The organism is Achromobacter sp. SIMBA_011, assembly GCF_046535435.1.
Classification (GTDB): Bacteria; Pseudomonadota; Gammaproteobacteria; order Burkholderiales; family Burkholderiaceae_B; genus Achromobacter; species Achromobacter dolens.
The window spans coordinates 1-26839 of record NZ_JAWRWN010000007.1; the positions used below are offsets into that span (position 1 = coordinate 1).

Consider the following 26839-nt stretch of genomic DNA (forward strand, 5'->3'; position numbering starts at 1 on the left):
CAAGACTATAGCACAATTTTTGCAGATCGTGCAACTGGCTTCTGCCTGATTTGCACCGACTTACGCAAAATTCGCTGACCGCCGGTTCGAGAGAATCATCGCTGACTCACCGCCTTGCTGCCCTGCGGCAGATTCGTCGCCATAGCGTCAAATCCGTTGCACTTGCCTGGCTTCGCGGCTCACAAAACTGCGTGAACTGCGAAGGAGCGAGACTATAGCACAGAATTTTGGCTTGTCACGCCGGCATGACACTCGTTTTGCAGAAAGATGATGATTTCCGGGGACGCACCCCGCATTTTCCATGGAAAAGCCATCCGTTCTGCGCCATCTGCTCTACATGGAATGCGTATCACCAGGCCCGAGCCCTGCGCGAAGCACCCCGCGGCTGACGGCACCCATGTAGCGCGCCGAGATGGATATACATCTCCACTCTATATAGAGGCGTCTCGGTTCTCCATAGGGCCATATCCGTTTTCGCCCCTACGCCCAGGTGCAGTGGACCTGGCCGAGGGTTTCGCCTGATCGCGGCCTATATAAGGAGGCGCCGTGTAAGGAGGCGCCGTGGGCGGGGAACATCCGCCCACGGCCACGCACTCTGGTCTCTCTATATATAGACATCCTATATGGAGGGGCCGATATAGAAGGCCTGATAGACACGAACGGACGCATCCCGCTCCGCTACAGCCGCAACTCTGTCGTTTCCTTGATCTGCTGCAGCGCGAAGAACGACCGCATGTCGACCACCGCCGGATGGCGCATCAGGGTGTCCATGGCGAACTTGGAGAAGTGCGCGAGGTCCGCGACCTGGATGCGCAGCAGGTAGTCCATGTCGCCAGACATGGCGTAGCACTCGACCACTTCCGGCCAGAGCTGAACGTCGCGGGCGAAATCGCTCATGGGTGCGTGGCTGGAGCCGCTGTGCTTGTTCAGGCGGATGTTGACGTAGGCCAGCAGGCCCAGTCCGACCTTCTCGGCGTCGATCAGCGCCACGTACTTCTTGATGAAGCCCTTCTCTTCCAGCCGCCGCACCCGCCGCAGGCAGGGACTTGGGGACAGCGAGACGCGATCAGCCAGCTCCTGGTTGCTCAGGCGGCCATCCCGTTGCAATTCGGCCAGGATCCTTATATCTGTCCTATCCAGCTCCATGTCAGACATTTTCAGCCCCATATTTTTTATCCTGGGCAATATTATTGCTCAACCTTGCCCCTTTCGCGACATGTTTGCAATTGTCTGCCTGCCTTTCCTCCCTACAATCTTCATCCTAGACTTGAACGACAAGTCGCCTCTACAACGACTCAAGGGAGCAGACTCATGAGCAGCGCTTTCCAACCCTGGGACAACCCGATGGGCACCGCCGGGTTCGAATTCATCGAATATGCCGCGCCGGACCCCGCCGCGCTGCGCAAGGTGTTCGAACTGCTGGGCTTCAAGGCAATCGCCAAGCATCGCCACAAGGACGTGACGCTGTACCGCCAGGGCGGCGTGAACTTCCTGATCAACGCCGAACCCGATTCCTTCGCGCAGCGCTTCGCCCGCCTGCACGGCCCGTCGATCTGTGCGATCGGTTTCCGCGTGCAGGACGCGGCCGCCGCGTACAAGCGCGCGCTGGAACTGGGCGCGTGGGGTTTCGACTCGCACAGCGGCCCGATGGAACTGAACATTCCCGCCATCAAGGGCATTGGCGATTCGCTGATCTACCTGGTGGACCGCTGGAATGGCAAGGAGGGCCATGGCGGCATCGGCGACATCAGCATCTATGACGTCGACTTCGTGCCGGTGGATCCGCAGAACGCCCAGGCCGACCTGAACCACCGCGGCGCCGGGCTGACGCTGGTGGACCACCTGACGCACAACGTGCACAAGGGCCGCATGGCCGAGTGGTCGGAGTTCTACGAGCGCCTGTTCAATTTCCGCGAGGTGCGCTACTTCGACATCGAGGGCAAGGTGACGGGTGTGAAGTCCAAGGCCATGACCTCGCCGTGCGGCAACATCCGCATTCCCATCAACGAGGAAGGCACCGAGGAGAAGGGCCAGATCCAGGAATACCTGGACCTGTACCGCGGCGAAGGCATCCAGCACATCGCCATGGCCACCGAGGACATCTACGGCACGATCGAGGCGCTGCGCGCCAACGGCGTGGTGTTCCTGGATACGCCGGAAACCTACTACGAGCTGCTGGATCGCCGCCTGCCCAACCATGGCGAGGACGTGGCGCGCCTGCAGAAGAACCGCATCCTGCTGGATGGCGCCCCCGACGGCGGCCTGCTGCTGCAGATCTTCACCGAGAACCAGATCGGCCCGATCTTCTTCGAGATCATCCAGCGCAAGGGCAACGACGGTTTCGGCGAAGGCAATTTCAAGGCGCTGTTCGAGTCCATCGAGCTGGACCAGATGCGCCGCGGCGTGGTGAAAGCCGTCGACTGACCGCTTCCCCCGCCAGCGCCGGTACCCACGTACCTGGCGCCGGCCTTGAAACCTCGCCTTGCGCGAGGTTTTTTTTCGCCTGCCTTATTTCTTCAGGCGATCCTGGAACTGCTTGCGGAACTTGGCGACCTTGGGCGCGATCACGAACTGGCAATAGCCCTGCTCGGGATGCAGCGCGAAATAATCGCGGTGATAGTCCTCGGCCTGCCAGAAGCGCGCGGGCGCCAGCAGCTTGGTCACGATGGGCGCGTCGTAGACCTTCTGCGCCTCGACCTCCGCGATGACGGCCTCGGCCTGCTCGCGCTGGGTGTCGTTCTGCCAGAAGATGGCCGATTCGTACTGCGGGCCGATGTCGTTGCCCTGGCGCCCCGGAGTGGTCGGGTCGTGGGTGGCGAAGAAGACGCGCAGCAGGTCGCTGTACGACAGCTCGGCGGGATCGAATTCGACGCGCGCCACTTCGATGTGGCCGGTGTCCTTGCCGCAGACCTGCTCGTAGCTGGGGTTGTCGACGTGTCCGCCGCTGTAGCCGGGCAGCACGCTCTTGACGCCGCGCAGGTCGGTGAAGACCGCCTCGACGCACCAGAAACAGCCGCCGCCCAGAACGGCGACTTCATTGCCCGGGGAGGGTTGTTCAGCCATGACGATTCCTTTCCTGAAACTTTCCAGAGACGATACGACTACTTCTTGGCTGGCGCCAGCGTCAGGATCCATTCGGCCAGCAGGCGGGCGTCTTCCTGGCTGACGTGGGTTTGCGCCGGCATCGGCACGGCGCCCCAGGCGCCGCGGCCGCCTCCGCGGATCTTGCCCGCCAGGTAATCCACCATGGCATCTCCCTGCCCGGCGTAGCGCTCGGCCACGCTGGCCAGCGGCGGTCCGACGCGCTTGACGTCGACCTGGTGACAGGCCATGCAGGCCTTGCTCTTGGCCAGATCCAGGCCGGTGGTTTGCCCCTGGGCCGCGCCGGCGGCCAGCAGGCCGGCGGCGACCGCCAACAGACTACGTATCAAATGCATCGGTTACCGCCCCACGGCTCGCGGTGCTGGCGAGCTTGCCGAACTTGGCAAGCACACCGCGTGTATAACGCGGCTTGGGCTGGACCCAGGCCTGGCGACGAGCCGCCATTTCTTCGTCGCTGATATTGAGCTGCAACAGCAGCTTGTGGGCATCGATGGTAACCGAATCGCCCTCGCGGATCAGCGCGATCGGGCCGCCGACGAAGGCCTCGGGTGCCACGTGGCCCACCACCATGCCCCACGTGCCTCCCGAAAAGCGGCCGTCGGTGATGAGGCCGACGGTTTCTCCCAGGCCCTGCCCCACCAGCGCGGAAGTCGGCGCCAGCATTTCACGCATGCCGGGTCCGCCCTTCGGCCCTTCGTAGCGGATCACCACCACGTCGCCGTCACGGATCTGGCGCGCCATGATGGCGGCCATGGCGTCATCCTCGGAATCGAAGACCCGCGCCGGTCCGGTGATGACCGGGTTCTTCAGACCGGTGATCTTGGCCACGCAGCCTTCCGGCGACAGGTTGCCCTTGAGGATGGCCAGGTGGCCCTGGGGATAGAGGGCGCGGTCCAGCGGCATGATCACGTCCTGATCGGCGCGCGGCGTATCGGGCACGTCGGCCAGCGATTGCGCCACGGTCTGGCCGGTGATGGTGATGCAGTCGCCGTGCAGCAGGCCGGCGTTGAGCAGCAGCTTCATGACCTGCGGAATGCCGCCGGCGCGATGCAGGTCGGTCGCCACGTATTTGCCGGACGGCTTGAGGTCGCACAGCACTGGCACGCGCTGGCGGATGCGTTCGAAGTCGTCGATGGTCCAGGGCACCTCGGCGGCGTGGGCGATGGCCAGGAAATGCAGCACGGCATTGGTCGAGCCGCCCGTTGCCATGATGACGGAAACGGCGTTCTCGATGGACTCGCGCGTGATGATGTCGCGCGGACGCAGGCCGCGGCGGACGGCCTCGACCAATACCCGGGCGGACTCGGCCGCCGAGACGACTTTCTCTTCGTCCTCGTTGGCCATGGTGCTGGAATACGGCAGGCTCATGCCCATGGCTTCGAAGGCAGAGCTCATGGTGTTGGCGGTGTACATGCCGCCACAGGAACCCGAGCCGGGGATGGCGCATTTCTCGATCTGCTTGAAGTCGGCCTCGTCCATGCGCCCCATGGTGTATTCGCCGACCGCTTCGAACACCGAGACGATGGTCAGGTCCTTGCCCTGATAGCGGCCCGGCTTGATGGTGCCGCCATAGACGTAGATGCCCGGCACGTTCATGCGCGCCAGGGCGATCATGCCGCCCGGCATGTTCTTGTCGCAGCCGCCGATGACCACCACGCCGTCCATCCACTGGCCCTGCGCGGCGGTCTCGATACAGTCGGCGATGACTTCGCGCGACACCAGGGAGTACTTCATGCCCTCGGTGCCCATGGACATGCCATCGGAAATGGTGGGCGTACCGAACACCTGCGGATTGGCCTTGGCGCCGCGGATGGCCTCGATGGCGGCATCGGCCAGGCGCTGCAGGCCGCTGTTGCACGGCGTGATGGTCGAATGGCCATTGGCCACGCCGATCATGGGATTGTCGAAGTCGGCTTCCTGGTAGCCCAGCGCGTAATACATGGCGCGGTTGGGCGCGCGGGCGACGCCGTGCGTGATGTGGCGGGAACGTTCGTTGTGCGACATGGTCTGTTGTCTCCTGTCGGCCGTCAGGACGCGGACATGGCGATCGCGCCCGGGTGGGTAGCCAGCTCGCTCGCGGGCGGGTCTCGGGATACACCGGCATGCCTGGGCTTGCATGCCGATCTACCGCGGGGCTCGCCGGTTATTATCATTCAACTTCATTGTGTCGGGCGGAACATGCTGCAATATCCAAAATTCGACCCCGTTGCCCTGCAGATCGGGCCCCTGTCCATCCATTGGTACGGGCTGATGTACCTGGTGGGCTTCGCGCTGGTATACGTGCTGGGCCGGCGCCGCATCACGCGCGGCCATACCACCTCCCTGAACGTGCGCGACCTGGAGGACCTGATCTTCTACAGCGTGCTGGGCGTGGTGCTGGGCGGGCGGCTGGGCTATGTGCTGTTCTACAAGCCGAGCTATTACCTGGCGCATCCGCTGGAAGTGGCCTACCTGTGGGAAGGCGGCATGTCTTTCCACGGCGGGTTGATCGGCGTGATCCTGGTGATGCTGCTGTTCGCCCGCAAGAAGGGCCTGCCCTTCTTCGCCGTCAGCGATTTCATCGCGCCGCTGATCCCGCTGGGGCTGGGCTTTGGCCGACTGGGCAATTTCATCAATGGCGAGTTGTGGGGCCGCCCCACCGACGTGCCGTGGGCGATGGTGTTCCCGAGCAGCGGCGACGGCATCGCGCGCCATCCGTCCCAACTGTATGAACTGGGGCTGGAAGGCATCGTGCTGTTCGCGCTGATGTGGTGGTTTTCGAGCAAACCGCGACCCCTGGGCCAGGTGAGCGCGGTATTCCTGATGGGCTACGGAACGTTCCGTTTCCTGGTGGAATTCACCCGCGAGCCGGACAACTTCCTGGGCCTGCTCGCGGGTGGGTTGAGCATGGGACAGTGGCTGTCCCTGCCGATGGTCGCCCTGGGCGCCATCATGTTCGTGCTTACTGCAAAACGATCGTCCCGTTGACCGAAATGCTGACCGTGACGTCCCCTGCTTCCAGGGGGACGTCCGCGCTATAGCCGGCGCCGCCGGAGGCGTCCTTGGCCATGGCGCCCATCATGCGCGGCATCGGCGTGACACCGCCGGCGCCGCCGAGTTCGAGCTTGCTCAGGCGGTAGCCCGAGAAGCCGAAGGCGTTGGCCGCGGCCAGCGCGCGATCCTTGAAGGCCTGCGCGGCCTCCTTGAGCAGCTTGCGCTCCTCGGCCTCGCGCACTTCGCGCGACAGCGAGAAGCTGATGTTGGAAATGGCGGTCTTGTCGGACAGCTTCGAGGCCAGCGCGGCGGCCGCCGCAAAATCCTTCGATTCGAGAATGATCTCGCCCTGGCCGCGCCAGGTCGTGCTGGTCTTGCCCTTGCTGCTGCTGGTGGAATTGGGCCAGACGTTGAAGCTGCCGGTGCGCACGTCGACGCCCTTGGTGTCACGCGCGCGCTTGGCCACGTCGTCCAGCATTTCAGTCAGCTTCTTGCCGGCGGTGGGTTGGTCCGCCGCTTCGGTCTCGGCCGACAGCGAGATGTGCACCGTGTCCTGCTTGACCTCGGACGAGGCGGTGGCCTGCAGGGTCAGTTCCGGCGACCGGTTGGCGGCGGACTCCGCAGCGGCGGACGTCGGCGCCGGGTTCTGTGCGAAGACGGGTTGCGCCATCGACAGAGCGGCCACGGCCGCGCACGCCGCGCCAAGTTTGGTCAGCGAAAAAACGGGGGATTTCAACATGGACTGGTCCTATGAGGGAGGACGATGGGGGAGGCGCCCGGCGCGGACCTGCGCTCATGGCAGGTCCGCTGGGATAGATGCCCCGCCTGTGCCGTCAAGGCCGGCATCTCGAACCCTGAGGTTCAAGGTGGTCGCGTTCCGAAGAGCGTCGGGTTCGTCTACGAGAGACAATCGCTCCAGCTCTGCACTCCCGCAACCAATATGCCATAAGACATAGGTTCAGAGAATGTATGGCCAGGTCACGGACACGGCAGGGACAAACTGAAAAACTTGAAAAAACTGGGTAAAAACCGCTTATGAACGTCAGAGCAGCTTTTCTTGCCCTGACAGCGCGTCGTCCAGGACTGCGTTCATGTCCTCGATTCTACGCTTGAAGTCGCCGACCGCCAAACCACCCAGCGGACCATCCGGCGCTTTCATGGCGAGCAGCTCGCCAGCGACCTGCAGCGCAGCCATGACGGCGATGCGTTCGTTGCTGGAGACCTTGCCGGTGCCCTGGATGCGCAGCATGAGCTGGTCGACGTGGCGCACGGCGGCCAACAGCGTGGGCTTTTCCTCGGCCGAACACGCCAGCGAATAATCACGCCCGAGGATTGTTACGTCTACGCGTTCCATCAGTGTTGCTCTCCGGACGGCGCACCCGGCAGACGGGCCAGGACGGCGTCGATGCGCTCGCGGGCCGCGGCGGCGGCCACACGCAGGCGCTGTAGTTCGGTGTCGCGGCTCTGCAGGGTGCCCTGCATTTCGGTTTCCCGGGCCGCGAAGCGCGCCTCGAGCGACTGGCGCTCGGCGGTTTCGCGAGCGAGCTGTTCGCGCAGGGCCACTTCGGCCTTCTGCGCCTGCTCCAGCATCGCGGTGACGGCGCCGTCGTTGTCTTGCAGCTTGCCCTGCAGCACGGCGATGTCGGCCTCACGCTCGGCGGCGCGCTGCTTGAGCACACGCTGCTCGGCTTCGGTTTCATTCAGGCGCATACGCAATGCGTCACGCTCGGCATGCAGTTGCCGGGTGCGTTGCACCAGTTGCCCAATACGGGCGGCGAGTTGGTCTAGGTCTTGCAGCATGGGCGCTATCGTAAACCATCCAGTGGGGAATCGGGCCGCTTCACGCAAGGTGAGAAACACGGCAATATTCAGTAGGAAATGCAGGCGGCATTGCCGGCGGCGGGCAACATACCCGATCAGGCACAACTAGAAAAGTCCCTCGCGCCCGGCAAGCGGCAGATCAAGCGGCCCCGCTTTCGCATTTCTTTCTATCAACTTTCACTTAGCTTTCAAACAACCCTCAATCTGCCCGCCCCGTTACATCTGGGGATCGGGAGTTCCCCAATTTTAGGGAAAACCCCAGGCTTTCACCTAGCTTACAGGGTTTGCATCGTTGCGGGCGTCCATTACCATTCGCCCTTTCAAGAAGCCGCGCCGAAGCTTTCAGAAGAACACCGGGCACCGAGTCGTGCCTTTTTTGTGCCTGTCACATGGCTTTCTGCCAGTGCGGCGGACCACAAACCTCTTTTTATCTACATGCTGTAAACAGGAGCCAACCAATCATGCAGCTACGCAATCGACAGGACTTCTGGTCGGGGGTGATGTTCATCGCCCTTGGACTGGGATTCGCCTGGCAAGCCAGCAGCTACCAAATGGGTACTGCCGCCCGGATGGGCCCCGGGTATTTTCCTTTCTGGCTGGGCATTGTTCTCGCATTGCTGGGTGCCATCGTGCTGCTTGGCTCGATGTCGAAGAAGGCCCAGGAAACCCACGTCGACAAGTTCGACTGGCGCATCGTGTTCCTCGTGGTCGGATCCGTGGTCGTCTATGGCCTGGTCCTGAAACTGCTGGGCATCTATATCTCGGTGTTCCTGCTGGTGGTACTCAGCAGCCTGGCCAGCCACGAGTTCAGCCTCAAGGTCGCCGTCGCCAACGGCATCTTCCTGGTGGTGTTCTCGTATCTGGCGTTCGTCAAGGGGCTGGGGCTGATTTTCCCGCTGTGGCCGTCGTTTCTGGGCATGAACTGAGGAGCAACCGGTCATGGAATTGTTTGACAACCTGATGTTGGGTTTCTCGGTGGCGTTCACGCCCGAGAACCTGTTGTACGCGCTGCTGGGCTGCGTCCTGGGTACGCTGATCGGCGTGCTGCCGGGCATCGGCCCGGTCCCGACCATTGCGATGCTGCTGCCGATCACGTACGTGCTGCCGCCGGTGGCCGGCCTGATCATGCTGGCGGGTATCTATTACGGCGCCCAGTACGGTGGTTCGACCACGGCCATCCTGGTGGCATTGCCAGGGGAAACGTCCGCGGTGGTGACCGTGCTGGACGGTCACCAGATGGCCCGCAACGGCCGTGCTGGCGCCGCGCTGGCCATCGCCGCCCTGGGTTCGTTCTTCGCCGGTTGCGTGGCCACGCTGCTGCTGGCCGCCTTCGCGCCCCCGCTGGCTGAAGTCGCCTTCAAGTTCGGCCCCGCCGAGTACTTCTCGCTGATGTGCCTGGGCCTGGTCGGCGCCGTGGTGCTGGCCTCGGGCTCGCTGCCCAAGGCGATCGCGATGATCATCCTGGGTCTGCTGCTGGGCATGGTCGGCACCGACGTCAACTCGGGCGTGGCCCGCTTCGACTTCGGCGTGCCGGAACTGCAGGACGGCATCGACTTCGCCATCGTGGCCATGGGCGTGTTCGGCTTCGCCGAAATCATGACCAACCTCGAGCAGAAGGAAAACCGCGTCGACATCACCGACAAGATCGGCACCCTGTACCCGAACAAGCAGGAATTCAAGGAATCCGCGCCTGCCGTGCTGCGTGGCACGGCCCTGGGTTCGGCCCTGGGCATCCTGCCGGGCGGCGGCGCGGTGCTGTCGTCGTTCGCGTCGTACACGCTGGAAAAGAAGATCTCGAAGAATCCGGAACGCTTCGGCAAGGGCCATCCGGCCGGCCTGGCGGGCCCGGAATCGGCCAACAACGCGGCCGCGCAGACCTCGTTCATCCCGCTGCTGACCCTGGGTATCCCGGGCAACGCCGTGATGGCGCTGATGGTCGGCGCGATGACGATCCACAACATCCAGCCCGGCCCGCAAGTGATGACGAGCCACCCCGAGCTGTTCTGGGGCCTGATCGCCTCGATGTGGATCGGCAACCTGATGCTGGTGGTGCTGAACCTGCCGCTGATCGGCCTGTGGGTCAAGCTGCTCAAGGTGCCCTACCGCATCCTGTTCCCCGCGATCCTGGTGTTCTGCACCATCGGTGTGTACTCGCTCAACTACAACTCGTTCGACATCTTCACGACGGCCATGTTCGGTATCGTGGGCTATGTCTGGTCGAAGCTGAAGTGCGAAGGCGCGCCGCTGCTGCTGGGCCTGGTGCTCGGCCCTATGATGGAAGAGAACTTCCGACGCGCCCTGCTGCTGTCGCGCGGCGACTTCAGCACCTTCGTGACGCGTCCGCTGTCGGCCTCGCTGCTGGCCGTGGCGGTGTTCCTGGTGATCCTGGTGGCCCTGCCGGCGATCCGCAAGAAGCGCGAAGAGACCTTCGTCGAAGAAGATTGAGGACGGCGCCGCCGCGTTGCGCGGCGGTTTCGCTCCCCACCCGACCCCCCGGCTTGCCGGGGGTTTTTATTTGGGTTCGCGGTTGCGCCGGCGCCAACCGTACGCGTTATAAGAAACTAGTTGCTACAACGCAATACAGAGTGTGGATGCAAACGCCGGCATCTACGTTAAGCTACGGGTTTACCCCCACGCGATGATTCGAGATGAATTTCGACTGGAACAACCCCTATCCCACAACGCGTACGCCGGTCTTCGCCCGCAACATCGTGGCCACTTCGCAGCCGCTGGCGGCGCAGGCCGGGCTGCGCGTATTGGCCGGCGGCGGCAACGCGGTGGATGCGGCCATCGCCGCGGCCGCGACGCTGACGCTGACCGAACCCGTCAGCAATGGCCTGGGATCGGATTGCTTCGCCATCGTCTGGGACGGCTCCAAGCTGCATGGCCTGAATGCCTCGGGCCCGGCGCCGGCAGCCTGGAGCCCCGACTATTTCCGCCGCCGGCACCAGGGCATGATCCCGACCCGCGGTTGGGACAGCGTCACGGTGCCGGGCTGCGTGGCCGGCTGGGCCGCGCTGCATGAAAAACTGGGCCGCGTGTCGTTCGCCGACGTGCTGGCGCCCGCCATCGACTATGCCGAGCGCGGCTTCGCCGTCAGCCCCATGGTGCACCAGAAGTGGGCCGCACAAGCCGACGTGCTGCAGCCGCAACCCGGTTTCGCCGAACACTTCCTGCCGCGGGGCCGGGCGCCGCACATCGGCGAGCACTTCACGCTGAAAGGCGCCGCGGCGACGCTCAAGCGCATCGCCGCCAGCGGCGGCCGTGATTTCTACGAAGGCGAAACGGCCCACAAGCTGGTGGCCCATGCGCAGGCCCACGAGGCCGCCATGACGCTGGCCGACCTGCGCGACTACGCGCCGGAATGGGTGACGCCCGTCAGCCAGGCGTATCGCGGCCATACGCTGCACCAGATTCCGCCCAACGGCCAGGGCATCGCCGCCCTCATCGCGCTCGGGATCCTGCAGAACTTCGACCTGGCGGCGCGGCCGATCGATCATCCCGACACCCAGCATCTGTTGCTCGAGGCCATGAAGCTGGCGTTCGCCGATGTCTATGCGCACGTCGCGGACGCGCGCCACATGCGCGTGACGCCCGAACAGATGCTGCGCGCCGACTACCTGGCCGAACGCGCGCGGCTGATCGATCCGAATGTCGCCCAGGCATTCGCCTGCGGTCATGCGCCGCAGGGCGGCACGGTCTACCTGACCGCCGCCGACCGCAGCGGCATGATGGTCAGCTTCATCCAATCGAACTACATGGGGTTCGGTTCGGGCGTGGTGGTGCCGGGCACCGGCGTCAGCCTGCAGAACCGTGGCCATTGCTTCAGCACCGAAGCCGACCACCCCAACGCGGTGGCGGGTGGCAAGCGCCCCTTCCACACCATCATCCCGGGCTTCCTGATGCGCGACGGCGCGCCGGTCATGAGCTTCGGCGTGATGGGCGGCAACATGCAGCCGCAAGGCCAGGTACAGACGCTGGTGCGCATGCTCGACTACGGCCAGCAGCCGCAGGCCGCTTGCGACGCGCCGCGCTGGAAATGGAACCAGGGGCTGGCGGTGGATGTGGAGTCCTCGATGTCCGCCGCCGTGGCGCAAGGCCTGCGCGCCCGCGGCCACGTGCTCGAGGGCATCGATGACCCGTACATGGATTTCGGTTCCGGCCAGTTCATCTGGCGCCTGGGCGACCCGGCAGTGGATGGCTACGTCAGCGCCAGCGACAGCCGTCGCGACGGGCTCGCCGCCGGCTTTTGATTGCGTTAAGGTTACTGCCTCAGGTTTTCCTTTCCAACGCGGAGTTCCCTGCATGGCATCGATCGGTACCAAGAGCTACGACGCAGTCGTGGCCCAGAAAGTCGCATTCCTCGGATTGGGCGTGATGGGCCTGCCCATGGCCGGCCATCTGGCCCGCGCCGGGCACGACGTCACCGTCTACAACCGCACGCCGTCCAAGGCGCAGGCCTGGGCCAGCGAATTCGGCGGCCACAGCGCGATGACGCCGCGCGAAGCCGTGGCGGGCGCGCAGATCGTGTTTGCCTGCGTCGGCAATGACGACGACCTGCGCAGCGTCACCCTCGGGCCGGATGGCGCATTCGCCGGCATGGCGCCGGGCGCGGTGTTCGTGGACCACACCACCGCCTCGGCGGACGTGGCGCGCGAGCTGTACGCGCAAGCCAAGGACCTGGGCCTGAATTTCATCGATGCGCCAGTGTCCGGCGGCCAGGCCGGCGCCGTCAACGGCGTGCTGACGGTCATGTGCGGCGGCGAACAGGCGGTGTTCGATGCCATCAAGCCCGTGGCGCAGGCGTTCGGCCGCGCGGTGACGCGCGTGGGCCCCCCGGGAGCCGGACAACTGGCCAAGATGGTCAACCAGATCTGTATCGCCGGCATCGTGCAAGGTCTGTCGGAAGCCGTGGCGTTCGGCCAGGCCGCCGACCTGGACATGAAACTGGTGCTGGATGTCATCAGCAAGGGCGCCGCGCAAAGCTGGCAGATGGAGAACCGTGGCGGCACCATGGTCGACGACAAGTTCGACTTCGGCTTCGCGGTCGACTGGATGCGCAAGGATCTCGGCCTGGTGCTGGCCGAGGCGCGCCACAACGGCGCCCGGCTGCCACTGACGGCGCTGGTGGACCAGTTCTACGGCGATGTGCAGAAAATGGGCGGCGGCCGCTGGGATACGTCCAGCCTGATCAAGCGCCTGCGCGATTGACCTCCCGCTCGACGTGAAAAAAAGCGGCCCCGCGGGGCCGCTTTTTTTTCATTGCATCAAGCCGCCTGCAGTGCGCCTCGCGCCGGGGCCAGGTCGAGGGCGTCGATGCGCTGGCGCGCCAGCGCCACGCCTTCGAGCGCCGCGACTTCGCCCATCGCCATGCCTTCGGCGGCGATGAACGTGACCTCGTTCATGCCCAGGAAGCCCAGCATCTGCCGCAGGTACGGCGTCATGGTGTCGTTGGGCGTGCCTTCGGCCTTGCCGCCACGCGCCGTCAGCACGAACACCTGCTTACCCTTCACCAAGCCCTCGGGAACGCCTTCCGGCGTATAACGGAACGTGACGCCGGCACGGGCGACATGGTCCAGGTAGGTCTTGAACTGCGCCGGCAGGTTGAAGTTGTAGACCGGCACGGCGAACACGATGCGGTCCGCCTGCATCAGCTCGGCCACCAGCGCGTCGCTGCGTTCGACGATACGCTGCTGCTCGACGCTGCGGGCGTCGGCCGGCGTGAACAGGGCGCCGGCGGTCGCGCCGTCGAAATAGGGCAGCGGCTCGGCGCCGATATCGCGCACGGTGACGACGGCGGCCGGATCGGCCTGCTTGACGCGGGCAACCATATGGTCGGCCAATTGCTTGCTGTGCGAGCGCTCGCCCAGAATCGAGGACAGGATGACAAGGGTTTTCATAACGTGATCTCCAGTGCGGACCGCGAAAAGCGCGCGTCCTGAATGCATGACGTCACTGTAGATCGCTTAATTATTCACATAAACCCATTTATGATGAACTATTCGTTCCAGGTATAGAACAATCATGCAAGACCTAAACGACCTCTACTACTTTTCTCAAGTCGTCGAGCAGGGCGGTTTCAGCGCCGCCGCGCGGGCGCTGGATATCCCCAAATCGCGCCTGTCGCGCCGCATTTCGCACCTGGAGGAAAGCCTGGGGGTAAGGCTTTTGCAGCGCACCACCCGACGCCTGCGCCTGACCGCAGCCGGCGAGCGCTACCTGCATTACTGCCGGGAAATGGCCGCCTCGGCCCGCGCGGCCGACGATGCCATGCGCCAGTTGCAGTCCCAGCCCGCGGGGCCGGTGGTGGTCAGTTGCCCGGTGTCGATCGCGCAAGACGTGCTGGCGCCGCTGCTGCCGGAATTCCTCGATGCCTGGCCGGCAATCTCGGTACAACTGCTGGTGACCAACCGCCGGGTCGACCTGATCCGCGAAGGCGTGGACCTGGCCTTGCGCGTGAGGACCAAGCTCGATACCGATGCCGAACTGGTGGTACGCCACCTGGGCACCGCGCGCGGCACGCTGGTGGCCAGCCCCGGCTACCTGCAGCGCCACGGTGCGCCCGACACCCCGCAGGACCTGGCCTCGCACACGACGTTGAGCTTCAGCGATCCGCAGAATGAGGTGCGTTGGCCGCTGCGCAACGACAAGGGCGAAGAGGTGCATATCGAACTCAAGCCGCAGTTGTCGTGCAACGACTTCATCGTGCTGGTGGAGGCCGCCGTGCGCGGCCGCGGCATCGCGCTGCTGCCGTCGATCGCGACCCAGGAGGAACTGCGGCGCGGCCAACTGGTGCCGGTCCTGCCGCAGTGGCAGTCGCCGGAAGGCATCGTCCACTGCATCTATCCGTCCCGGCGCGGCATGATGCCGGCGGTGCGCACCCTGCTGGATTTCCTGTCGCAGCGCCTGCCCCCCACCTACCAGCGCCTGGAGAAGCAAGGCGCCACGGCGCCTGCCGCTCAGTAGCCGCGCTCGCGCTCGACCACGCCGGTGATGGGCTCGCCGCGCATCAGCCGGGCGACCTTGCCGGCAATCTGCTCGATGCTTTCGTCGCGCAGCGTGCGGGCGGCGATGTGCGGCGTGACATGCACGCGCGGATCGCGCCAGAACGGATGGTCCTTGGGCAGCGGCTCGGTATGGAACACGTCGAGCGTCGCGCCGGCGATCTCGCCCTCTTCCAGCATCCGCACCAGGTCGTCCTCGACCAGGTGTTCACCACGGCCGACGTTGACCAGGTGCGCCTCGGGCAGCAGTTGGCCAAGCGTGTCGCGGTTGAGGATGCCACGGGTGTCGGGCGTGAGAGGCAGCACGTTCACCAGGAAGCGGGTGCGCGCCAGGAAGGCCGGCAACGCGTCCTGCCCGGAGAAGGACTCCACGCCGGGGATCTCGCGCGGCGTGCGCGACCAGCCCGCCACCGGATAACCGAACTCGGCCAGCGTCTGCGCCACGCGCGCGCCCACCTGGCCCAGGCCCAGCACGCCCACCGGCCAGTCGGCCTGGCGCGTGCCTTCGCGGGTATCCCAGTGCTGGCGCGCCTGCGATTCGTCAAAGGCCTGGAAGTCGCGCGACACGCGCAGCAGCGCGTACAGCGCATATTCGGCCATCTGCACCGACATGCCCGCGTCCTCGAGGCGGACGATGCGCACGTGCGGCGGGATTTCCTTCATCTTGAGCAAGGCATCCACGCCCGCGCCCAGATTGAACAGCGTCTCGATGCGGGTCTCGTGCCGGAACAGTTCCGCCGGCGGCTTCCACACCAGGGCGACCTCGGCGCCGGAGGGCGGGCCATCGGGATTCCAGACGGAAATGCGACAGCCGGGCATGGCGGCTTGCAGGCGCGGGACCCAGACGTCGGGGTCGTGCAGGGGGCAGGCGAAAAGGATATGCATGGCGTAGATCCGGACAGGCTCGGGAAATCGCAAGCATGGGGGAAGATGGCGCACAAATCAAACGGCCCGGCGTGAACGCCGGGCCGTGTCTGACACGCGGAACGCGGAGCCGGTCAGGCGGCCTGGGTGACCTGCGGCTTGTTCTTGCCGCGGCGCAGGAAGGCCCACACCTGCAGCAGGATGAGCAGCGCGCTGGCGCCGATGAACCAGGCGCTGATCGGACGTTCGATGAACACCGCCAGGTCACCGCGCGACAACAGCAAGGCGCGGCGGAAGTTCTCTTCGACCATGGGCCCCAGCACGAAGCCGAGCAGGATCGGCGCGACCGAGAATTCCAGCGTCATCAGGACGGCGCCGATCACGCCAAAAGCCAGCACTTCCCAGATCTGGAAGAGACTGTTCTGGGTGCTGAACACGCCCACCGCGATGAAGAACAGCGCCGACGGGAACAGGTAGCGGTAAGGCACCTGCAGCAGCTTGACCCAGACGCCGATCAGCGGCACGTTGAGCACCATGAGCAGCACGTTGCCAACCCAGAAGCTGGCGATCAGGCCCCAGAAGATGTCCGGATGCTCGGTGATCAGTTGCGGGCCGGGCTGGATGCCCTGGATCAGCAGCGCGCCCAGGATCAGCGCCATCACCGCGTCGCCGGGGATGCCCAGGCTCATCGTGGGGATGAAGTCGACCTGCGTCTTCGAGTGCGACGAGGCTTCGGGCGAGGCCACGCCGGCGATCATGCCGGTGCCGAACTTCTCGGGCGTCTTGGAGATCTTGCGTTCCAGCGCGTAGGCCACGAAGGTGGTGATGGTCGGGCCGGTGCCGGGCATGGCGCCGAACAGCGTGCCCACGGCGGTGCCGCGCACCATCGGCCAGAAGGCCGTCTTCAGTTCCTGCTTGCTGGGACGCATGTCGCGCAGGCGCAGCTTGGCGCCGCTGCCGATGATGGTCATGCGGTTGACGCTCATCAGGAAGTCGGCCACGCCGAACAGGCCCATCGAGATCGCCACCAGTTCCAGGCCGTCGGACAGGTCGAGCAGGCCGAACGAGAAGCGGATGGTGCCGGTGTTCACGTCGGTGCCGACCACGCCGCACATCAGGCCGAACAGCGTCATGGCCACGCCTTTGAGCGGCGAACCGCGCGACATGGTGGCGCCGGCCAGCAGGCCCAGCAGCATGATCGAGAAAATCTCGGTCGGGCCGAACTTGAAGGCGACTTCGACCAGCAGCGGCGAGGCGAAGATCATGACGATGATGCCGACCGAGGCCGCGAAGAACGAGCAGATCATCGTGATGCCGAGCGCCGTTCCTCCCTTGCCCTGTTTGGTCAATGGATACCCGTCAAGACACGTCACCGCGTGCGGCGGGTGCGAAGGCAGGTTGAGCAGGATCGCGCCGATGGCGCCGCCGTACTGCGAACCGTAGAAGATGCCGGCCAGCATCAGGATGGCAGGCACCGGCTGCATCACGTAAGTCAGCGGCAGCAGGATCGAGATGGCCGACAGCGCGCCCATGCCGGGCAGCACGCCGATGAGGTTACCCACCAGCACGCCGAAGAACGACCACATCAGGTTGTGGAGCTGGAAGGCGACGCCGAAGCCGTACCAGAGGTCGGTCAAAGCTTGAGAAATCATGACGCATCAACCCCAGCGAAACAGCGGCAGCTGCAGTTGCAGCGCCCACCAGAAAACCACCACCGCGATCACGGACATGCCGAGCGACAGTACGAACGCCTGCTTGACCGTGTTCTTGCGGTCGCCCAGGGCGGAGATGAAGACGATAGCGAAGGTCGCTGGCAGCAGGCCGCCATAGTGGCCCAGCAGCAGGAACGCCAGCGTGCCCAGCAGGATGCAGGCGCTGCCGCGGAAATCCGGCAGGCCATGCGCGTGGCCGTCGCCCGGCGCCGGCGGCGTGGCCTCGCCGGAGCGTGCCGAGATGGCGATCAGGATCCCCGTCAATGCGAGCAGGCCGCCCAATGCCGCGGGAAAGAACCCGGGGCCCATGTGGCTGAGCGTTCCAATGTGATAGTCCGTACCACCGTAGATCGCCCCCAATCCGACTAGGACCATCAGGGCGCCGCCGTAATAGTCCTTTCTATTAATTGTTTTTTGCACTTCCATCCTCCTGAAGCAGGGCCGTGCGGGCCCCTGGGATGCCGCCCGGAACGAGCGCCACCCGGCCTTTTCAACAACAGGCCGGTTCGCAGGTTAAGGATGGAACCTGCTAATTCGCTTTCTATGCGCTGTCGAGTCCCTGAATTCGGGGGTTATCCCTGATGGGAATCCACGAGCGGCGCTATGAAGGCCAGGGAGAAAGATTGAAAGCTTTGGCGATTACTGGTCGCCGGTGAAGGGCACTTCGGCAGGCCGGGGATATTGCGACACGGTGGTGGCCAGGGGCAGCCACACGACGGAGGCCAGGCCGACGCCGCCCTGCGCGTTGGGTTCGCCGTCGCGCAGATCGATGTCGCCATCGTTGCGGCGGGCGTAGGCGCGCGCGATCGCCAATCCGAGGCCGGAACCGGAGGATGTGACCGGTTTGTCCGTGCCGACCCGCTCGAAGCGGGCGAAAGCCCGCGCGCGCAGGTCCGGATCGAGCCCCGGGCCGTTGTCGGACACGGCCACTTCGGCGCGATCGCCGTGGCGGCCGACCGAGACCGTGATGCGCGCCCCCACGGGCGCGTAGTGGATGGCGTTGTGCACCAGGTTGGAAAGGGCCTCGTGCAGCTCGGCCTCGTTGCCGGAGACCGGGACCTCGACCTCGTGGCCCTGCTCGTTGGTGGCCTGCACCCACCCCAGGTCCTGCTGTTTCTCGTGCGCCAGCGGCAGGTACTGCAGCACCACCTCGCGCGAGACAGCGTTCAGGTCGAGCAGTTGGCGGGGCACCTGGTCGGCCTGGTTGGCATGCGCCAGCGACAGCAACTGCTCGGTCAGGCGGCGGGTGCGCCCCAACTGGTCGACGATGGCGCGCAACCCTTCCTGGGCCCGGGCCGGGTCGCGCTCTCGCAGGGCGTACTGGGCCTGGGTCAGCATGATGGCCAGCGGCGTGCGCAGTTGGTGCGAGGCGTCGGCCAAGAAGTGCGACTGCTCGTCCAGCACGCGGCGGTAGCGGGCGATGTGGTGGTTGACGGCGTCGACCAGCGGCGCCACTTCGCTCGGCACGCGCGAGGCGTCGAGCGGGGTCAGGTCTTCGGGCCGGCGGTTGCGGATGTCGGCGCGCAGCCGCCGCAACGGCTTCAGGGCCCAGGACACGCCCCACCAGACCAACAGCACGACCAGCGCCAGCATGCGGGCGTCGCGCAGGATTTCCTGGCGGCGGGCGCTGTCTTCGGCCTCGATGCGCTTGCCCGTGCTTTCGGCCACCAGCACCAGCACCTGGCGGTGGACGCCCTGGTAGTACAGATCGCGCACCAGCGACACCACCCGTACCGGATCGTTGCGGTAGACCCCGTCGTAGAACACCGGCAGGCCATTGGAGCGCGGCCAGGTGGGCGGCCGCGGCAGTTCCGGCATGCCCAGCAGGGTCTTGCCCTGTTCGGCCGGCACCGGCGACTCATCCGGCAGGGGCGGGTCGATCTGCTCGATGCGGAAATACTTGCGCAGGCCGGCCCGCGATTCCAGCATGACCTGGGCGTACAGCGGCGTGGCCACTTGCAGCGAACCGTCGGGCGCGAACTCCAGGCTGCTCTCGAGCACGCGGGCGGGTTCGAGCAGGGCGCTATCGTAGGCCTCGTTGGTGATCTCGGACAGGGTACGGTAGTCGTTCAGGCTGTCGATGACCAGCAGCGCCACCACGCCGGGCAGCAGCAGGATGATCAGCAGCGCGCGGATGCCGACTCGCGGCAGCCCTGGAATCCGGAGGCTCACGAGCGAGTCAGGAGTCGGCGGCTTCGCTGGCCACGCTTTCCAGCATGTAGCCCAGTCCGCGGACGGTCACGATGCGCACGTCGCTGCCGGCCAGCTTCTTGCGCAGGCGGTGCAGCACCACCTCGATGGCGTCGGGGTTGGCTTCGCTGTCGTGGGTGAAGACCTTGCCGAACAACTGCGATTTGTCCACGGGATAGCCGCTGCGCGTCAGCAGCGCCGCCAGGGCGGCGTGCTCGCGCGGGGTCAGGAACAGCAGGGAGCCGTCGAGCGTGAAGGCGCGGCTTTCGCTGTCGTAGGACAGCGAGCCACATTGCAGGCGCGGATGCTGGCGGCCGCGGCTGCGGCGCACCAGCGCGGTCAGGCGGGCTTCAAGTTCTTCGAGGGCGAACGGCTTGGTCAGGAAGTCGTCGGCGCCCAGGTTGAGGCCGCGCACGCGGTCCTGCAGCGCGCCCTGGGCGGTCAGCAGCAGCACCGGGGTGCGATCGTCGCGGTTGCGCATCTCGCGCAGCACCACCAGGCCGTGCTTGTCGGGCAGGCGCAGGTCCATGACGATGGCGTCGTACTCGGTGCCCGCCATGAACGCTTCGGCCGTGCGGGCGTCGGCCGCGTGGTCCGGCACGAATCCGCTCTGCGCGAGCGCGCGCATCAGCCAGGACGCCATGTCCCGTTCATCTTCAACCAATAATATGCGCATGACCGTCCGTTCCTTCGGGCAAGTTCTCTGCCGCCCGCTGCCCATGCACGCGCTGACGCAGGTAGCGGGTTTCGTGGTGACGCCGAAAGAGGATTGCCGACAACTCGTTCAACGCCTGGGTATAGACGTCCCGCTTGAACTCGATCACGGCATCCAGCGGCACCCAGTACTGGCTCCAGCGCCAGGCGTCGAATTCCGGATGCTGCGTCGCGCGCAGGCATACGTCGCTGTCACGTCCCACCAGGCGCAACAAGAACCAAATCTGCTTTTGTCCTTTATAGTGGCCGCGCCACTCACGCCGGACGAAGTGATCGGGCACGTTATAACGTAACCAATCGCGTGTACGCCCCAAAATACGGACATGCTCGGGCTTCAGGCCCACCTCTTCATGGAGCTCGCGATACATGGCCTGCACCGGGCTTTCGCCGTACTTGATGCCGCCCTGCGGGAACTGCCAGGCATGTTCCCTGATACGCTTGCCCCAAAAGACCTCGTTTCTGCTATTGACGAGAATGATGCCGACATTGGGGCGGTAGCCTTCGCGGTCAAGCATGGGCCACCCCCACCGAATTCAATACAATTACAGTCGATTATACGTATCTGCTGCCACCTTTAAACATGCGCGCATCCAACTACCATATCAACACCCTCAAAGAAGCCCCTTCCGAAGCGGAAGTCGCCAGCCACCAGCTCATGACCCGGGCCGGGATGATCCGCAAGCTGGCGGGCGGCATCTACACCTACATGCCCCTCGGCCTGAAGGTCATCCGCAAGGTCGAGGCCATCATCCGCGAGGAAATGAACGCCGCCGGCGCGATCGAGCTGCTGATGCCGGTGGTCCAGCCCGCCGAACTCTGGATGGAATCCGGCCGCTGGGAACAGTACGGCGCGGAACTGCTGCGCATCAAGGACCGGCACCAGCGCGATTTCGTGCTGCAGCCCACCTCGGAAGAGGTGATCACCGACATCGCCCGCAACGAGATCCACAGCTACCGCCAACTGCCGGTGAACTTCTATCACATCCAGACCAAGTTCCGGGACGAGCGCCGTCCCCGCTTCGGCCTGATGCGCGGCCGTGAATTCACCATGAAGGACGCCTACTCCTTCGACCGCGACGAAGCCGGCGCCCAGAAGAGCTACGACACCATGTACGCCGCGTACATGCGCATTTTCGGCCGCCTGGGCCTGGAATTCCGCGCGGTGGCGGCCGACACCGGCTCCATCGGCGGCACCCGCAGCCATGAATTCCAGGTGATCGCCGACACCGGCGAGGACCTGCTGGTCTACAACGCCGACTCCGACTACGCCGCCAACATCGAGCTGGCCGAAGCGCCCAGCCTGTACCCCACGCGCGGCGCGGCCACCCAGGCGATGGCCGACGTGGCCACCCCGGGCGCCGCCAAGTGCGAGGACGTGGCCCGCCTGCTGGGCCTGCCGCTGGAGCAGACAGTCAAGTCGATCGTCCTGGCCACCGACGGCGACAAGGGCAAGGTCGACATCTGGCTGCTGCTGCTGCGTGGCGACCACGAGCTGAACGAAATCAAGGCCGGCAAGCTGCCGGGCCTGGCCGGCTTCCGTTTCGCGACCGAGACCGAGATCGTCGAACACTTCGGCTGCAAGCCGGGCTACCTGGGCCCGGTGCGCACTGCGCGCCCGGTGCACGTCATCGCCGACCGCACCGTGGCCAACATGGCCGACTTCGTCTGCGGCGCCAACCGCGAAGACTTCCACATCCAGGGCGTGAACTGGGGCCGCGACCTGCCCGAGCCCGAACTGGTGGCCGACCTGCGCAACGTGGTCGCCGGCGACCCCTCGCCGGACGGCAAGGGCACGCTGTCGATCCAGCGCGGCATCGAGGTGGGACACGTTTTTTATCTGGGTAAAAAATACTCCGAAGCCCTCAAGGCGACCTTCCTGGACGAGACCGGCAAGCCAGCCGTCCTGGAGATGGGCTGCTACGGTATCGGCGTGACCCGCATCGTCGGCGCCGCCATCGAACAGAACCACGACGCACGCGGCATCATCTGGCCGCGCGCCCTGGCACCGTTCGAAGTGGTGATCTGCCCGGTCGGCTGGGGCAAAAGCGAAACCGTGCGTAACACCTCCTTGAAACTGTACGAATCGCTGCTGGCGCGCGGCGTGGACGTCATCCTGGACGACCGCGATGCCCGCCCCGGCGTGATGTTTGCCGAGTGGGAATTGATCGGCGCGCCGCTCCGTGTAACAGTTGGAGAACGCGGCCTGAACGACGGTGTGGTGGAATTGCAGGCCCGTCGGGAAACCGAAGCGGCCAAGATTCCGGTAGAGTCCGCGCTTGAAGCCGTGCTGACGAAACTCGACACGCTGTAAACCTTATAGCAACTACGGACTTTTCGCGTCCCGACCCGCATCATCGAAGCCCGCATCGTGACCGTTCCGAAGTCCGCCGAATCCCGCCTGCAGGTCCGCGTCTACTATGAAGACACGGACGCGGGCGGGGTGGTTTTCTACGCCAACTACCTAAAATTCCTGGAGCGCGCCCGCACCGAGTGGCTGCGCGACCTGGGGGTCAACCAGTCCGGCCTGGCCGCCAGCGAGCAACGGCTGTTCGTCGTCCGCTCGCTGGACATGTCGTACCGCAAGCCGGCCAGACTGGACGATTTGCTTACCATACGCAGCCGGGTCACACGACTGGGCCGCGCTTCGATACACTTCGCGCAGCGCGCAGAACGGGACGGGGAACTGCTTGCCGAAGGCAATATCCAAGTCTGCTGCGTCGATGCCGTCAACATGCGGCCGGTGGAACTGCCGGCCGACGTCCGCGCCAAACTGGAATCAATTCAGGAATAACCATGCAAGCCACCAACGACATGTCGTTGCTTTCGTTGATTTCGCACGCCAGCGTGCCGGTGCAACTGATCATGCTGATGCTCCTGGGCATCTCGATCATGTCCTGGACCTATATTTTCGCCAAGCGGCTGGCCATCAAGCGTGCCCATGCCCAGACCCGCCGCTTCGAGGATGACTTCTGGTCCGGTGGCGACCTGTCGATGCTGCAGCAGGCCGTGGCCTCGCGCCGCGACGAGCAAGGCGCCCTGGCCCGCATCTTCGACGCCGGCATGACCGAATTCCTCAAGGCCCGCCGCGGCAACGCCAGCACCGACGCCACCGCCCTGCTCGACGGCCCCCGCCGCGCCATGCGCGCCGCCTACCAGCGCGAAATGGACGCCCTGGAGTCGCACCTGAACTTCCTGGCCTCGGCCGGTTCGGTCTCGCCCTACATCGGCCTGCTGGGCACGGTCTGGGGCATCATGCACGCCTTCATCGGCCTGTCGAACATGCAGCAGGCCACGCTGGCGTCGGTGGCTCCCGGCATCGCCGAAGCGCTGATCGCCACCGCCATCGGCCTGTTCGCCGCCATCCCCGCGGTGGTCGCCTACAACCGTTTCACCAACGACATCGACCGCATCTCGATCCGCTTCGACAGCTTCGTCGATGAATTCCTGAACATTCTGCAACGGCAGGTGCGCTAATGCCCTCGGTAAGCTCGCGCGGCAGATCCGGCCGCCGCATGAAGGCCGACATCAATGTGGTGCCGTACATCGACGTGATGCTGGTGCTGCTGGTCATCTTCATGGTGACCGCGCCGCTGATCACGCCGGGCCTGATCCAGTTGCCCTCGGTGGGCGCGGCATCCGATGTCCCGGTCAAGCCGCTGGAAGTCCAGATTTCGGAAGACGGCAAGATCGCGCTGCGCATGCGCGAGCCTGGCGCCACGCTGCAGGACATCGCCCGCCCCGAACTGGTGGCGCAGGTGCGCTCGCGCATCACCGCGGAAACGCCGGTGGTGATCGCGGCCGACGGCAAGGTGCCGTACGAGACGGTCGTGAAGGTCATGGACGAACTGCGTACCAATGGCATCACCCGCCTGGGCCTGCTGGTGGACCAATCCGCCGGCGGCAACCAGCCCGCTACCGCGAAGAAACGCTAACGCGACGTCCTCCGCCGGCGCCGCCGGCTTGCAACGCTCATGACGCCACCCATCATTCGACACCACAGCGGCCCCCCGGCCACGCCGCCCAACAACGACAACCGGATCGCCCTGGTCCTGGCGTTGCTGGTGCACGCGCTGCTGCTGGCCGTGTTGATCTTCAACCTGAACTGGCGCACCGAAAACCCGGGGCCGGTGGAAGTGCAGTTGTGGGCCGACGGCAATTCGCCCGTCTCGCCCCCGCCGCAGCCACAGCCCGAACCGCCCAAGCCCCAGCCCAAGCCGCAACCCCAGCCGGAACCGGAAAAGACGCCGGAGCCGCCGCCTCCCCCTCCGCCGCCCAAGCCGGAACCGCAAGCCCAGCCCAAGCCTGACGAGGTGGATCCGGAAATCGCGCTGCAGGAAGCCAAGAAAAAGAAGGAGCAGGAAGAGCGGGCACGGCAGGCCGCCGAGGTTGCCAAGGAAAAGGCGCGCCTGGAGGAAGAGCGCAAGCAGGCCGAGCTGAAGGAAAAGAAGCGCCTGGAACAGGAACGCCAGGCCGCCGAGAAGGCCGCTGCGGACAAGGCCGCCGCCGACAAGGCCGCTGCCGAGAAGGCCGCGGCCGAGAAGGCTGCCGCCGAAAAGAAGGCCAAGGACGACGCCGCCAAGAAGGCGGCCGAGAAAGCCGCCGCCGAAAAGGCCGCAGCGGAGAAGGCCGCTGCCGAGAAAGCCGCGGCTGACAAGGCCGCCGCCGAAAAGGCCGCCGCCGAGAAGAAGGCCAAGGAAGAAGCCGCCAAGAAGGCCGCTGCCGACAAGGCCCTGAAGGACGCGTTCCGCAACGACGCCCTGGGCGCGGCCGGCATTCCCGGCGGCACCGCCGACCGCAACCAGGCCGGTGGCGGGCGCGATAGCGGCTACGGCGCCAAGGTGCGCGCCTGCGTGCAGCCCGGCGTGGCCTACCCGCCGCCGCCGCGCAGCGGATCGGACAATCCGACGGCCCAATACCGGGTACAGTTAGGTTCTGACGGGAAGGTTAACGGGGTCACGCTGACCAGTTCCTCCGGCAACCCGGGCTTCGACCGCGCTGTCGAGACCGGCATCCGCCGTTGCAACCCCTTCCCCAAGCCTTCGACCGGCCGCTACGAGCCCATCATTGACGTTGTGTACAGAATGTATGATTGACAGGAGATTGCTGATTATGACTCCCGCCCATAGCCGACGAGCTTCCCCCCTCGTTCTCTGGCGATCGTATGGATTCGGCCTGTTGCTGCTGGCGCTTGCCTGCCTGATGGCCATCAGGCCCGCCCAGGCGCAGTTGCGTGTCGATATCTCCGGCACCGGCGCCACCCAATATCCCGTCGCCATCGCCGATTTCGCGGTGGATGATGCCCACGGCCGCGCCCTGGCCGAAGTGATCCGCGCCGACCTGACCCGCACCGGCCAGTTCCGCCTCATCAACGCGGCCGGTTCGGGCCTGAACGTCGATTCGCCCATCGCCCATGACGACTGGCGCGCCAAGGGCGCCGACTTCATCGCCTATGGCAGCATCGTGCGCGGCAACGACGGCCGCTACGACGTCCGCTACCGCCTGGCCGACACGGTCAAGAAGGGCCAGTTGGATGGCGTCGCGTTCTCCGGCACCGAGCAGGAACTGCGCCGCGTCGCCCACCAGATCGCCGACCGCATCTATGAAAAGATCACCGGCGTGCGCGGCGTGTTCTCGACCCGCATCGCCTACGTGCTCAAGCAAGGCGCCACCTATGAACTGCAGGTGGCGGACGCCGATGGCCAGAATCCGCAGGTCGCCCTGCGTTCGCGCGAGCCGATCATCTCGCCGTCCTGGTCGCCCGATGGCTCCAAGCTGGCGTACGTTAGCTTCGAATCCGGCAAGCCGGTGGTGTACGTGCACACCCTGGCCACCAGCGCCCGCGTGCCGGTCGCCAACTTCAAGGGCAACAACAGCGCCCCCGGCTGGTCGCCCGACGGCACCCAGCTTGCCGTGGCCCTGACGCGTGACGGTCTGTCGCAAATTTACATCGTTAGCGCGGCCGGCGGCTCGAATATGAAGCGAGTTACGCGTTCTCCCGGGATTGACACCGAGCCGAGCTTTACGCCGGACGGCCGTTCCATTATCTTTACCAGTGACCGCAGCGGCGGGCCGCAAATCTATCAAACCGGCCTGGACGGTGGCGATGCTCGCCGCCTCACGTTTAATGGTGGTTACAACATCTCACCCCGAATTTCCCCAGATGGATCGACGCTGCTGTACGTTGCCAGACGCGACGGCGCGTTCCGGATCGCATCGTTGAACCTGTCCTCCGGCTCGGAGAACTTGTTGACCGATGGTCGTGACGATCAGTCGCCAAGCTTCGCGCCGAACGGCATGCAAGTCCTCTACGCCGCGATTCAAAACGGCCGTAGCGTGCTTGCGGGCGTTTCGAGCGATGGCCGCGTACGGCAGACGCTTTCGGTACTGAATGGGGAAATACGTGAACCGACTTGGGGCCCATTTACCCGATAACACGTGTGACTCTCTTTGCAAAGGAAC

28 protein-coding genes and 1 other RNA gene are annotated in these 26839 nt (G+C 65.2%); 14 read left to right on the plus strand and 15 right to left on the minus strand.

What is annotated here, in order from left to right; translation table 11 throughout:
• Positions 1-678: 678 nt before the first annotated feature.
• Positions 679-1155: an Lrp/AsnC family transcriptional regulator gene (locus tag SB816_RS21700; protein ID WP_054503555.1), complete on the minus strand. Its 477-nt coding sequence runs from the start codon at positions 1153-1155 to the stop codon at positions 679-681.
• Positions 1156-1311: 156 nt separating this feature from the next.
• Here SB816_RS21700 and hppD point away from each other — a divergent pair, with 156 nt between their 5' ends.
• Positions 1312-2424, plus strand: coding sequence for a 4-hydroxyphenylpyruvate dioxygenase (gene hppD / locus SB816_RS21705; RefSeq protein ID WP_049071368.1), 1113 nt, complete (start codon positions 1312-1314; stop codon positions 2422-2424).
• Between the two features lie 84 nt (positions 2425-2508).
• Here the strand turns inward: hppD and msrA are convergent, their stop codons facing one another.
• The 3 genes from msrA to ilvD are packed head-to-tail and all read right to left on the minus strand — an operon-like array spanning position 2509 to position 5106.
• Positions 2509-3063, minus strand: coding sequence for a peptide-methionine (S)-S-oxide reductase MsrA (msrA, locus tag SB816_RS21710; RefSeq protein WP_054432677.1), 555 nt, complete (start codon positions 3061-3063; stop codon positions 2509-2511).
• A gap of 38 nt (positions 3064-3101) precedes the next feature.
• Positions 3102-3437 (minus strand): c-type cytochrome, encoded by a 336-nt coding sequence (locus SB816_RS21715; protein WP_054503554.1) that lies wholly within the window; start codon positions 3435-3437, stop codon positions 3102-3104.
• Positions 3421-5106, minus strand: a complete 1686-nt coding sequence (gene ilvD / locus SB816_RS21720) for a dihydroxy-acid dehydratase (RefSeq protein WP_054503537.1) — start codon at positions 5104-5106, stop codon at positions 3421-3423. The genes SB816_RS21715 and ilvD overlap by 17 nt, the downstream gene beginning before the upstream one ends.
• 174 nt (positions 5107-5280) lie before the next feature.
• On the opposite strand from ilvD, the gene lgt reads away from it, so the two are divergent.
• Entirely contained in the window at positions 5281-6069 is a 789-nt protein-coding gene (gene lgt, locus SB816_RS21725) for a prolipoprotein diacylglyceryl transferase (protein WP_049071361.1), read from the plus strand.
• On the opposite strand, the gene SB816_RS21730 is transcribed toward lgt, so the two are convergent.
• From SB816_RS21730 to SB816_RS21745, 4 genes are all read right to left on the minus strand, one after another.
• Complete coding sequence (locus SB816_RS21730) at positions 6044-6814, minus strand: SIMPL domain-containing protein (protein ID WP_410547550.1); 771 nt, start codon at positions 6812-6814, stop codon at positions 6044-6046. The genes lgt and SB816_RS21730 overlap by 26 nt on opposite strands.
• Before the next feature lie 75 nt (positions 6815-6889).
• Positions 6890-7074: non-coding RNA, 6S RNA (ssrS, locus tag SB816_RS21735), on the minus strand.
• Positions 7075-7117: 43 nt separating this feature from the next.
• Positions 7118-7429 (minus strand): cell division protein ZapA, encoded by a 312-nt coding sequence (locus SB816_RS21740; protein ID WP_006388757.1) that lies wholly within the window; start codon positions 7427-7429, stop codon positions 7118-7120.
• Positions 7429-7875, minus strand: a complete 447-nt coding sequence (locus SB816_RS21745) for a hypothetical protein (RefSeq protein WP_081273659.1) — start codon at positions 7873-7875, stop codon at positions 7429-7431. Before SB816_RS21745 ends, SB816_RS21740 begins: the two co-directional genes overlap by 1 nt.
• Positions 7876-7953: 78 nt before the next feature.
• Between SB816_RS21745 and SB816_RS21750 the strand changes: the two genes are divergently transcribed.
• The 5 genes from SB816_RS21750 (at position 7954) to SB816_RS21770 (ending at position 13107) form a co-directional block, all read left to right on the plus strand.
• Entirely contained in the window at positions 7954-8340 is a 387-nt protein-coding gene (locus SB816_RS21750) for a hypothetical protein (protein ID WP_156330784.1), read from the plus strand.
• Between the two features lie 17 nt (positions 8341-8357).
• Positions 8358-8822: a tripartite tricarboxylate transporter TctB family protein gene (locus SB816_RS21755; RefSeq protein ID WP_049071356.1), complete on the plus strand. Its 465-nt coding sequence runs from the start codon at positions 8358-8360 to the stop codon at positions 8820-8822.
• A 13-nt stretch (positions 8823-8835) separates the two neighbouring features.
• Positions 8836-10341: a tripartite tricarboxylate transporter permease gene (locus SB816_RS21760; RefSeq protein WP_054503535.1), complete on the plus strand. Its 1506-nt coding sequence runs from the start codon at positions 8836-8838 to the stop codon at positions 10339-10341.
• A gap of 203 nt (positions 10342-10544) precedes the next feature.
• Positions 10545-12149, plus strand: a complete 1605-nt coding sequence (locus tag SB816_RS21765; protein ID WP_054503534.1) for a gamma-glutamyltransferase family protein — start codon at positions 10545-10547, stop codon at positions 12147-12149.
• A 52-nt stretch (positions 12150-12201) separates the two neighbouring features.
• A complete protein-coding gene (locus tag SB816_RS21770; protein WP_054503533.1) occupies positions 12202-13107 on the plus strand; it encodes an NAD(P)-dependent oxidoreductase in 906 nt (301 codons plus the stop codon).
• 56 nt (positions 13108-13163) lie between these two features.
• On the opposite strand, the gene SB816_RS21775 is transcribed toward SB816_RS21770, so the two are convergent.
• Positions 13164-13796 carry an FMN-dependent NADH-azoreductase gene (locus tag SB816_RS21775; protein WP_054503532.1) on the minus strand — a complete coding sequence of 211 codons (633 nt, stop codon included), beginning with the start codon at positions 13794-13796 and terminating at the stop codon, positions 13164-13166.
• Between the two features lie 124 nt (positions 13797-13920).
• On the opposite strand from SB816_RS21775, the gene SB816_RS21780 reads away from it, so the two are divergent.
• Positions 13921-14862, plus strand: coding sequence for a LysR family transcriptional regulator (locus SB816_RS21780; protein ID WP_054503531.1), 942 nt, complete (start codon positions 13921-13923; stop codon positions 14860-14862).
• Here SB816_RS21780 and SB816_RS21785 read toward each other — a convergent pair.
• From SB816_RS21785 to SB816_RS21810, 6 genes are all read right to left on the minus strand, one after another.
• The gene (locus tag SB816_RS21785) at positions 14856-15785 is read right to left on the minus strand and encodes a 2-hydroxyacid dehydrogenase (RefSeq protein ID WP_054503530.1); all 930 of its coding nucleotides are present in this window, start codon (positions 15783-15785) and stop codon (positions 14856-14858) included. The genes SB816_RS21780 and SB816_RS21785 overlap by 7 nt on opposite strands.
• Before the next feature lie 113 nt (positions 15786-15898).
• Positions 15899-17416: a tripartite tricarboxylate transporter permease gene (locus tag SB816_RS21790; RefSeq protein WP_410547551.1), complete on the minus strand. Its 1518-nt coding sequence runs from the start codon at positions 17414-17416 to the stop codon at positions 15899-15901.
• 6 nt (positions 17417-17422) lie between these two features.
• Entirely contained in the window at positions 17423-17902 is a 480-nt protein-coding gene (locus tag SB816_RS21795) for a tripartite tricarboxylate transporter TctB family protein (RefSeq protein WP_054503528.1), read from the minus strand.
• A 213-nt stretch (positions 17903-18115) separates the two neighbouring features.
• Complete coding sequence (locus SB816_RS21800; protein WP_231133066.1) at positions 18116-19648, minus strand: sensor histidine kinase; 1533 nt, start codon at positions 19646-19648, stop codon at positions 18116-18118.
• A 7-nt stretch (positions 19649-19655) separates the two neighbouring features.
• On the minus strand, positions 19656-20342 hold the full coding sequence (locus tag SB816_RS21805; RefSeq protein WP_020925157.1) for a response regulator: 687 nt from the start codon (positions 20340-20342) through the stop codon (positions 19656-19658).
• Entirely contained in the window at positions 20323-20895 is a 573-nt protein-coding gene (locus tag SB816_RS21810) for an RNA pyrophosphohydrolase (protein WP_006392918.1), read from the minus strand. The genes SB816_RS21805 and SB816_RS21810 overlap by 20 nt, the downstream gene beginning before the upstream one ends.
• 65 nt (positions 20896-20960) lie before the next feature.
• On the opposite strand from SB816_RS21810, the gene SB816_RS21815 reads away from it, so the two are divergent.
• The 6 genes from SB816_RS21815 to tolB are packed head-to-tail and all read left to right on the plus strand — an operon-like array spanning position 20961 to position 26812.
• The gene (locus SB816_RS21815; protein WP_054503527.1) at positions 20961-22691 is read left to right on the plus strand and encodes a proline--tRNA ligase; all 1731 of its coding nucleotides are present in this window, start codon (positions 20961-20963) and stop codon (positions 22689-22691) included.
• A gap of 57 nt (positions 22692-22748) precedes the next feature.
• Positions 22749-23171, plus strand: a complete 423-nt coding sequence (gene ybgC, locus SB816_RS21820) for a tol-pal system-associated acyl-CoA thioesterase (RefSeq protein ID WP_054503526.1) — start codon at positions 22749-22751, stop codon at positions 23169-23171.
• 2 nt (positions 23172-23173) lie between these two features.
• Positions 23174-23854 (plus strand): protein TolQ, encoded by a 681-nt coding sequence (gene tolQ / locus SB816_RS21825; RefSeq protein ID WP_054503525.1) that lies wholly within the window; start codon positions 23174-23176, stop codon positions 23852-23854.
• Positions 23854-24312, plus strand: a complete 459-nt coding sequence (locus tag SB816_RS21830) for an ExbD/TolR family protein (protein ID WP_054503524.1) — start codon at positions 23854-23856, stop codon at positions 24310-24312. The genes tolQ and SB816_RS21830 overlap by 1 nt, the downstream gene beginning before the upstream one ends.
• 39 nt (positions 24313-24351) lie before the next feature.
• The gene (gene tolA, locus SB816_RS21835; RefSeq protein ID WP_410547552.1) at positions 24352-25473 is read left to right on the plus strand and encodes a cell envelope integrity protein TolA; all 1122 of its coding nucleotides are present in this window, start codon (positions 24352-24354) and stop codon (positions 25471-25473) included.
• A 16-nt stretch (positions 25474-25489) separates the two neighbouring features.
• Positions 25490-26812, plus strand: a complete 1323-nt coding sequence (gene tolB, locus SB816_RS21840) for a Tol-Pal system beta propeller repeat protein TolB (protein ID WP_064526145.1) — start codon at positions 25490-25492, stop codon at positions 26810-26812.
• Positions 26813-26839 lie beyond the last annotated feature (27 nt).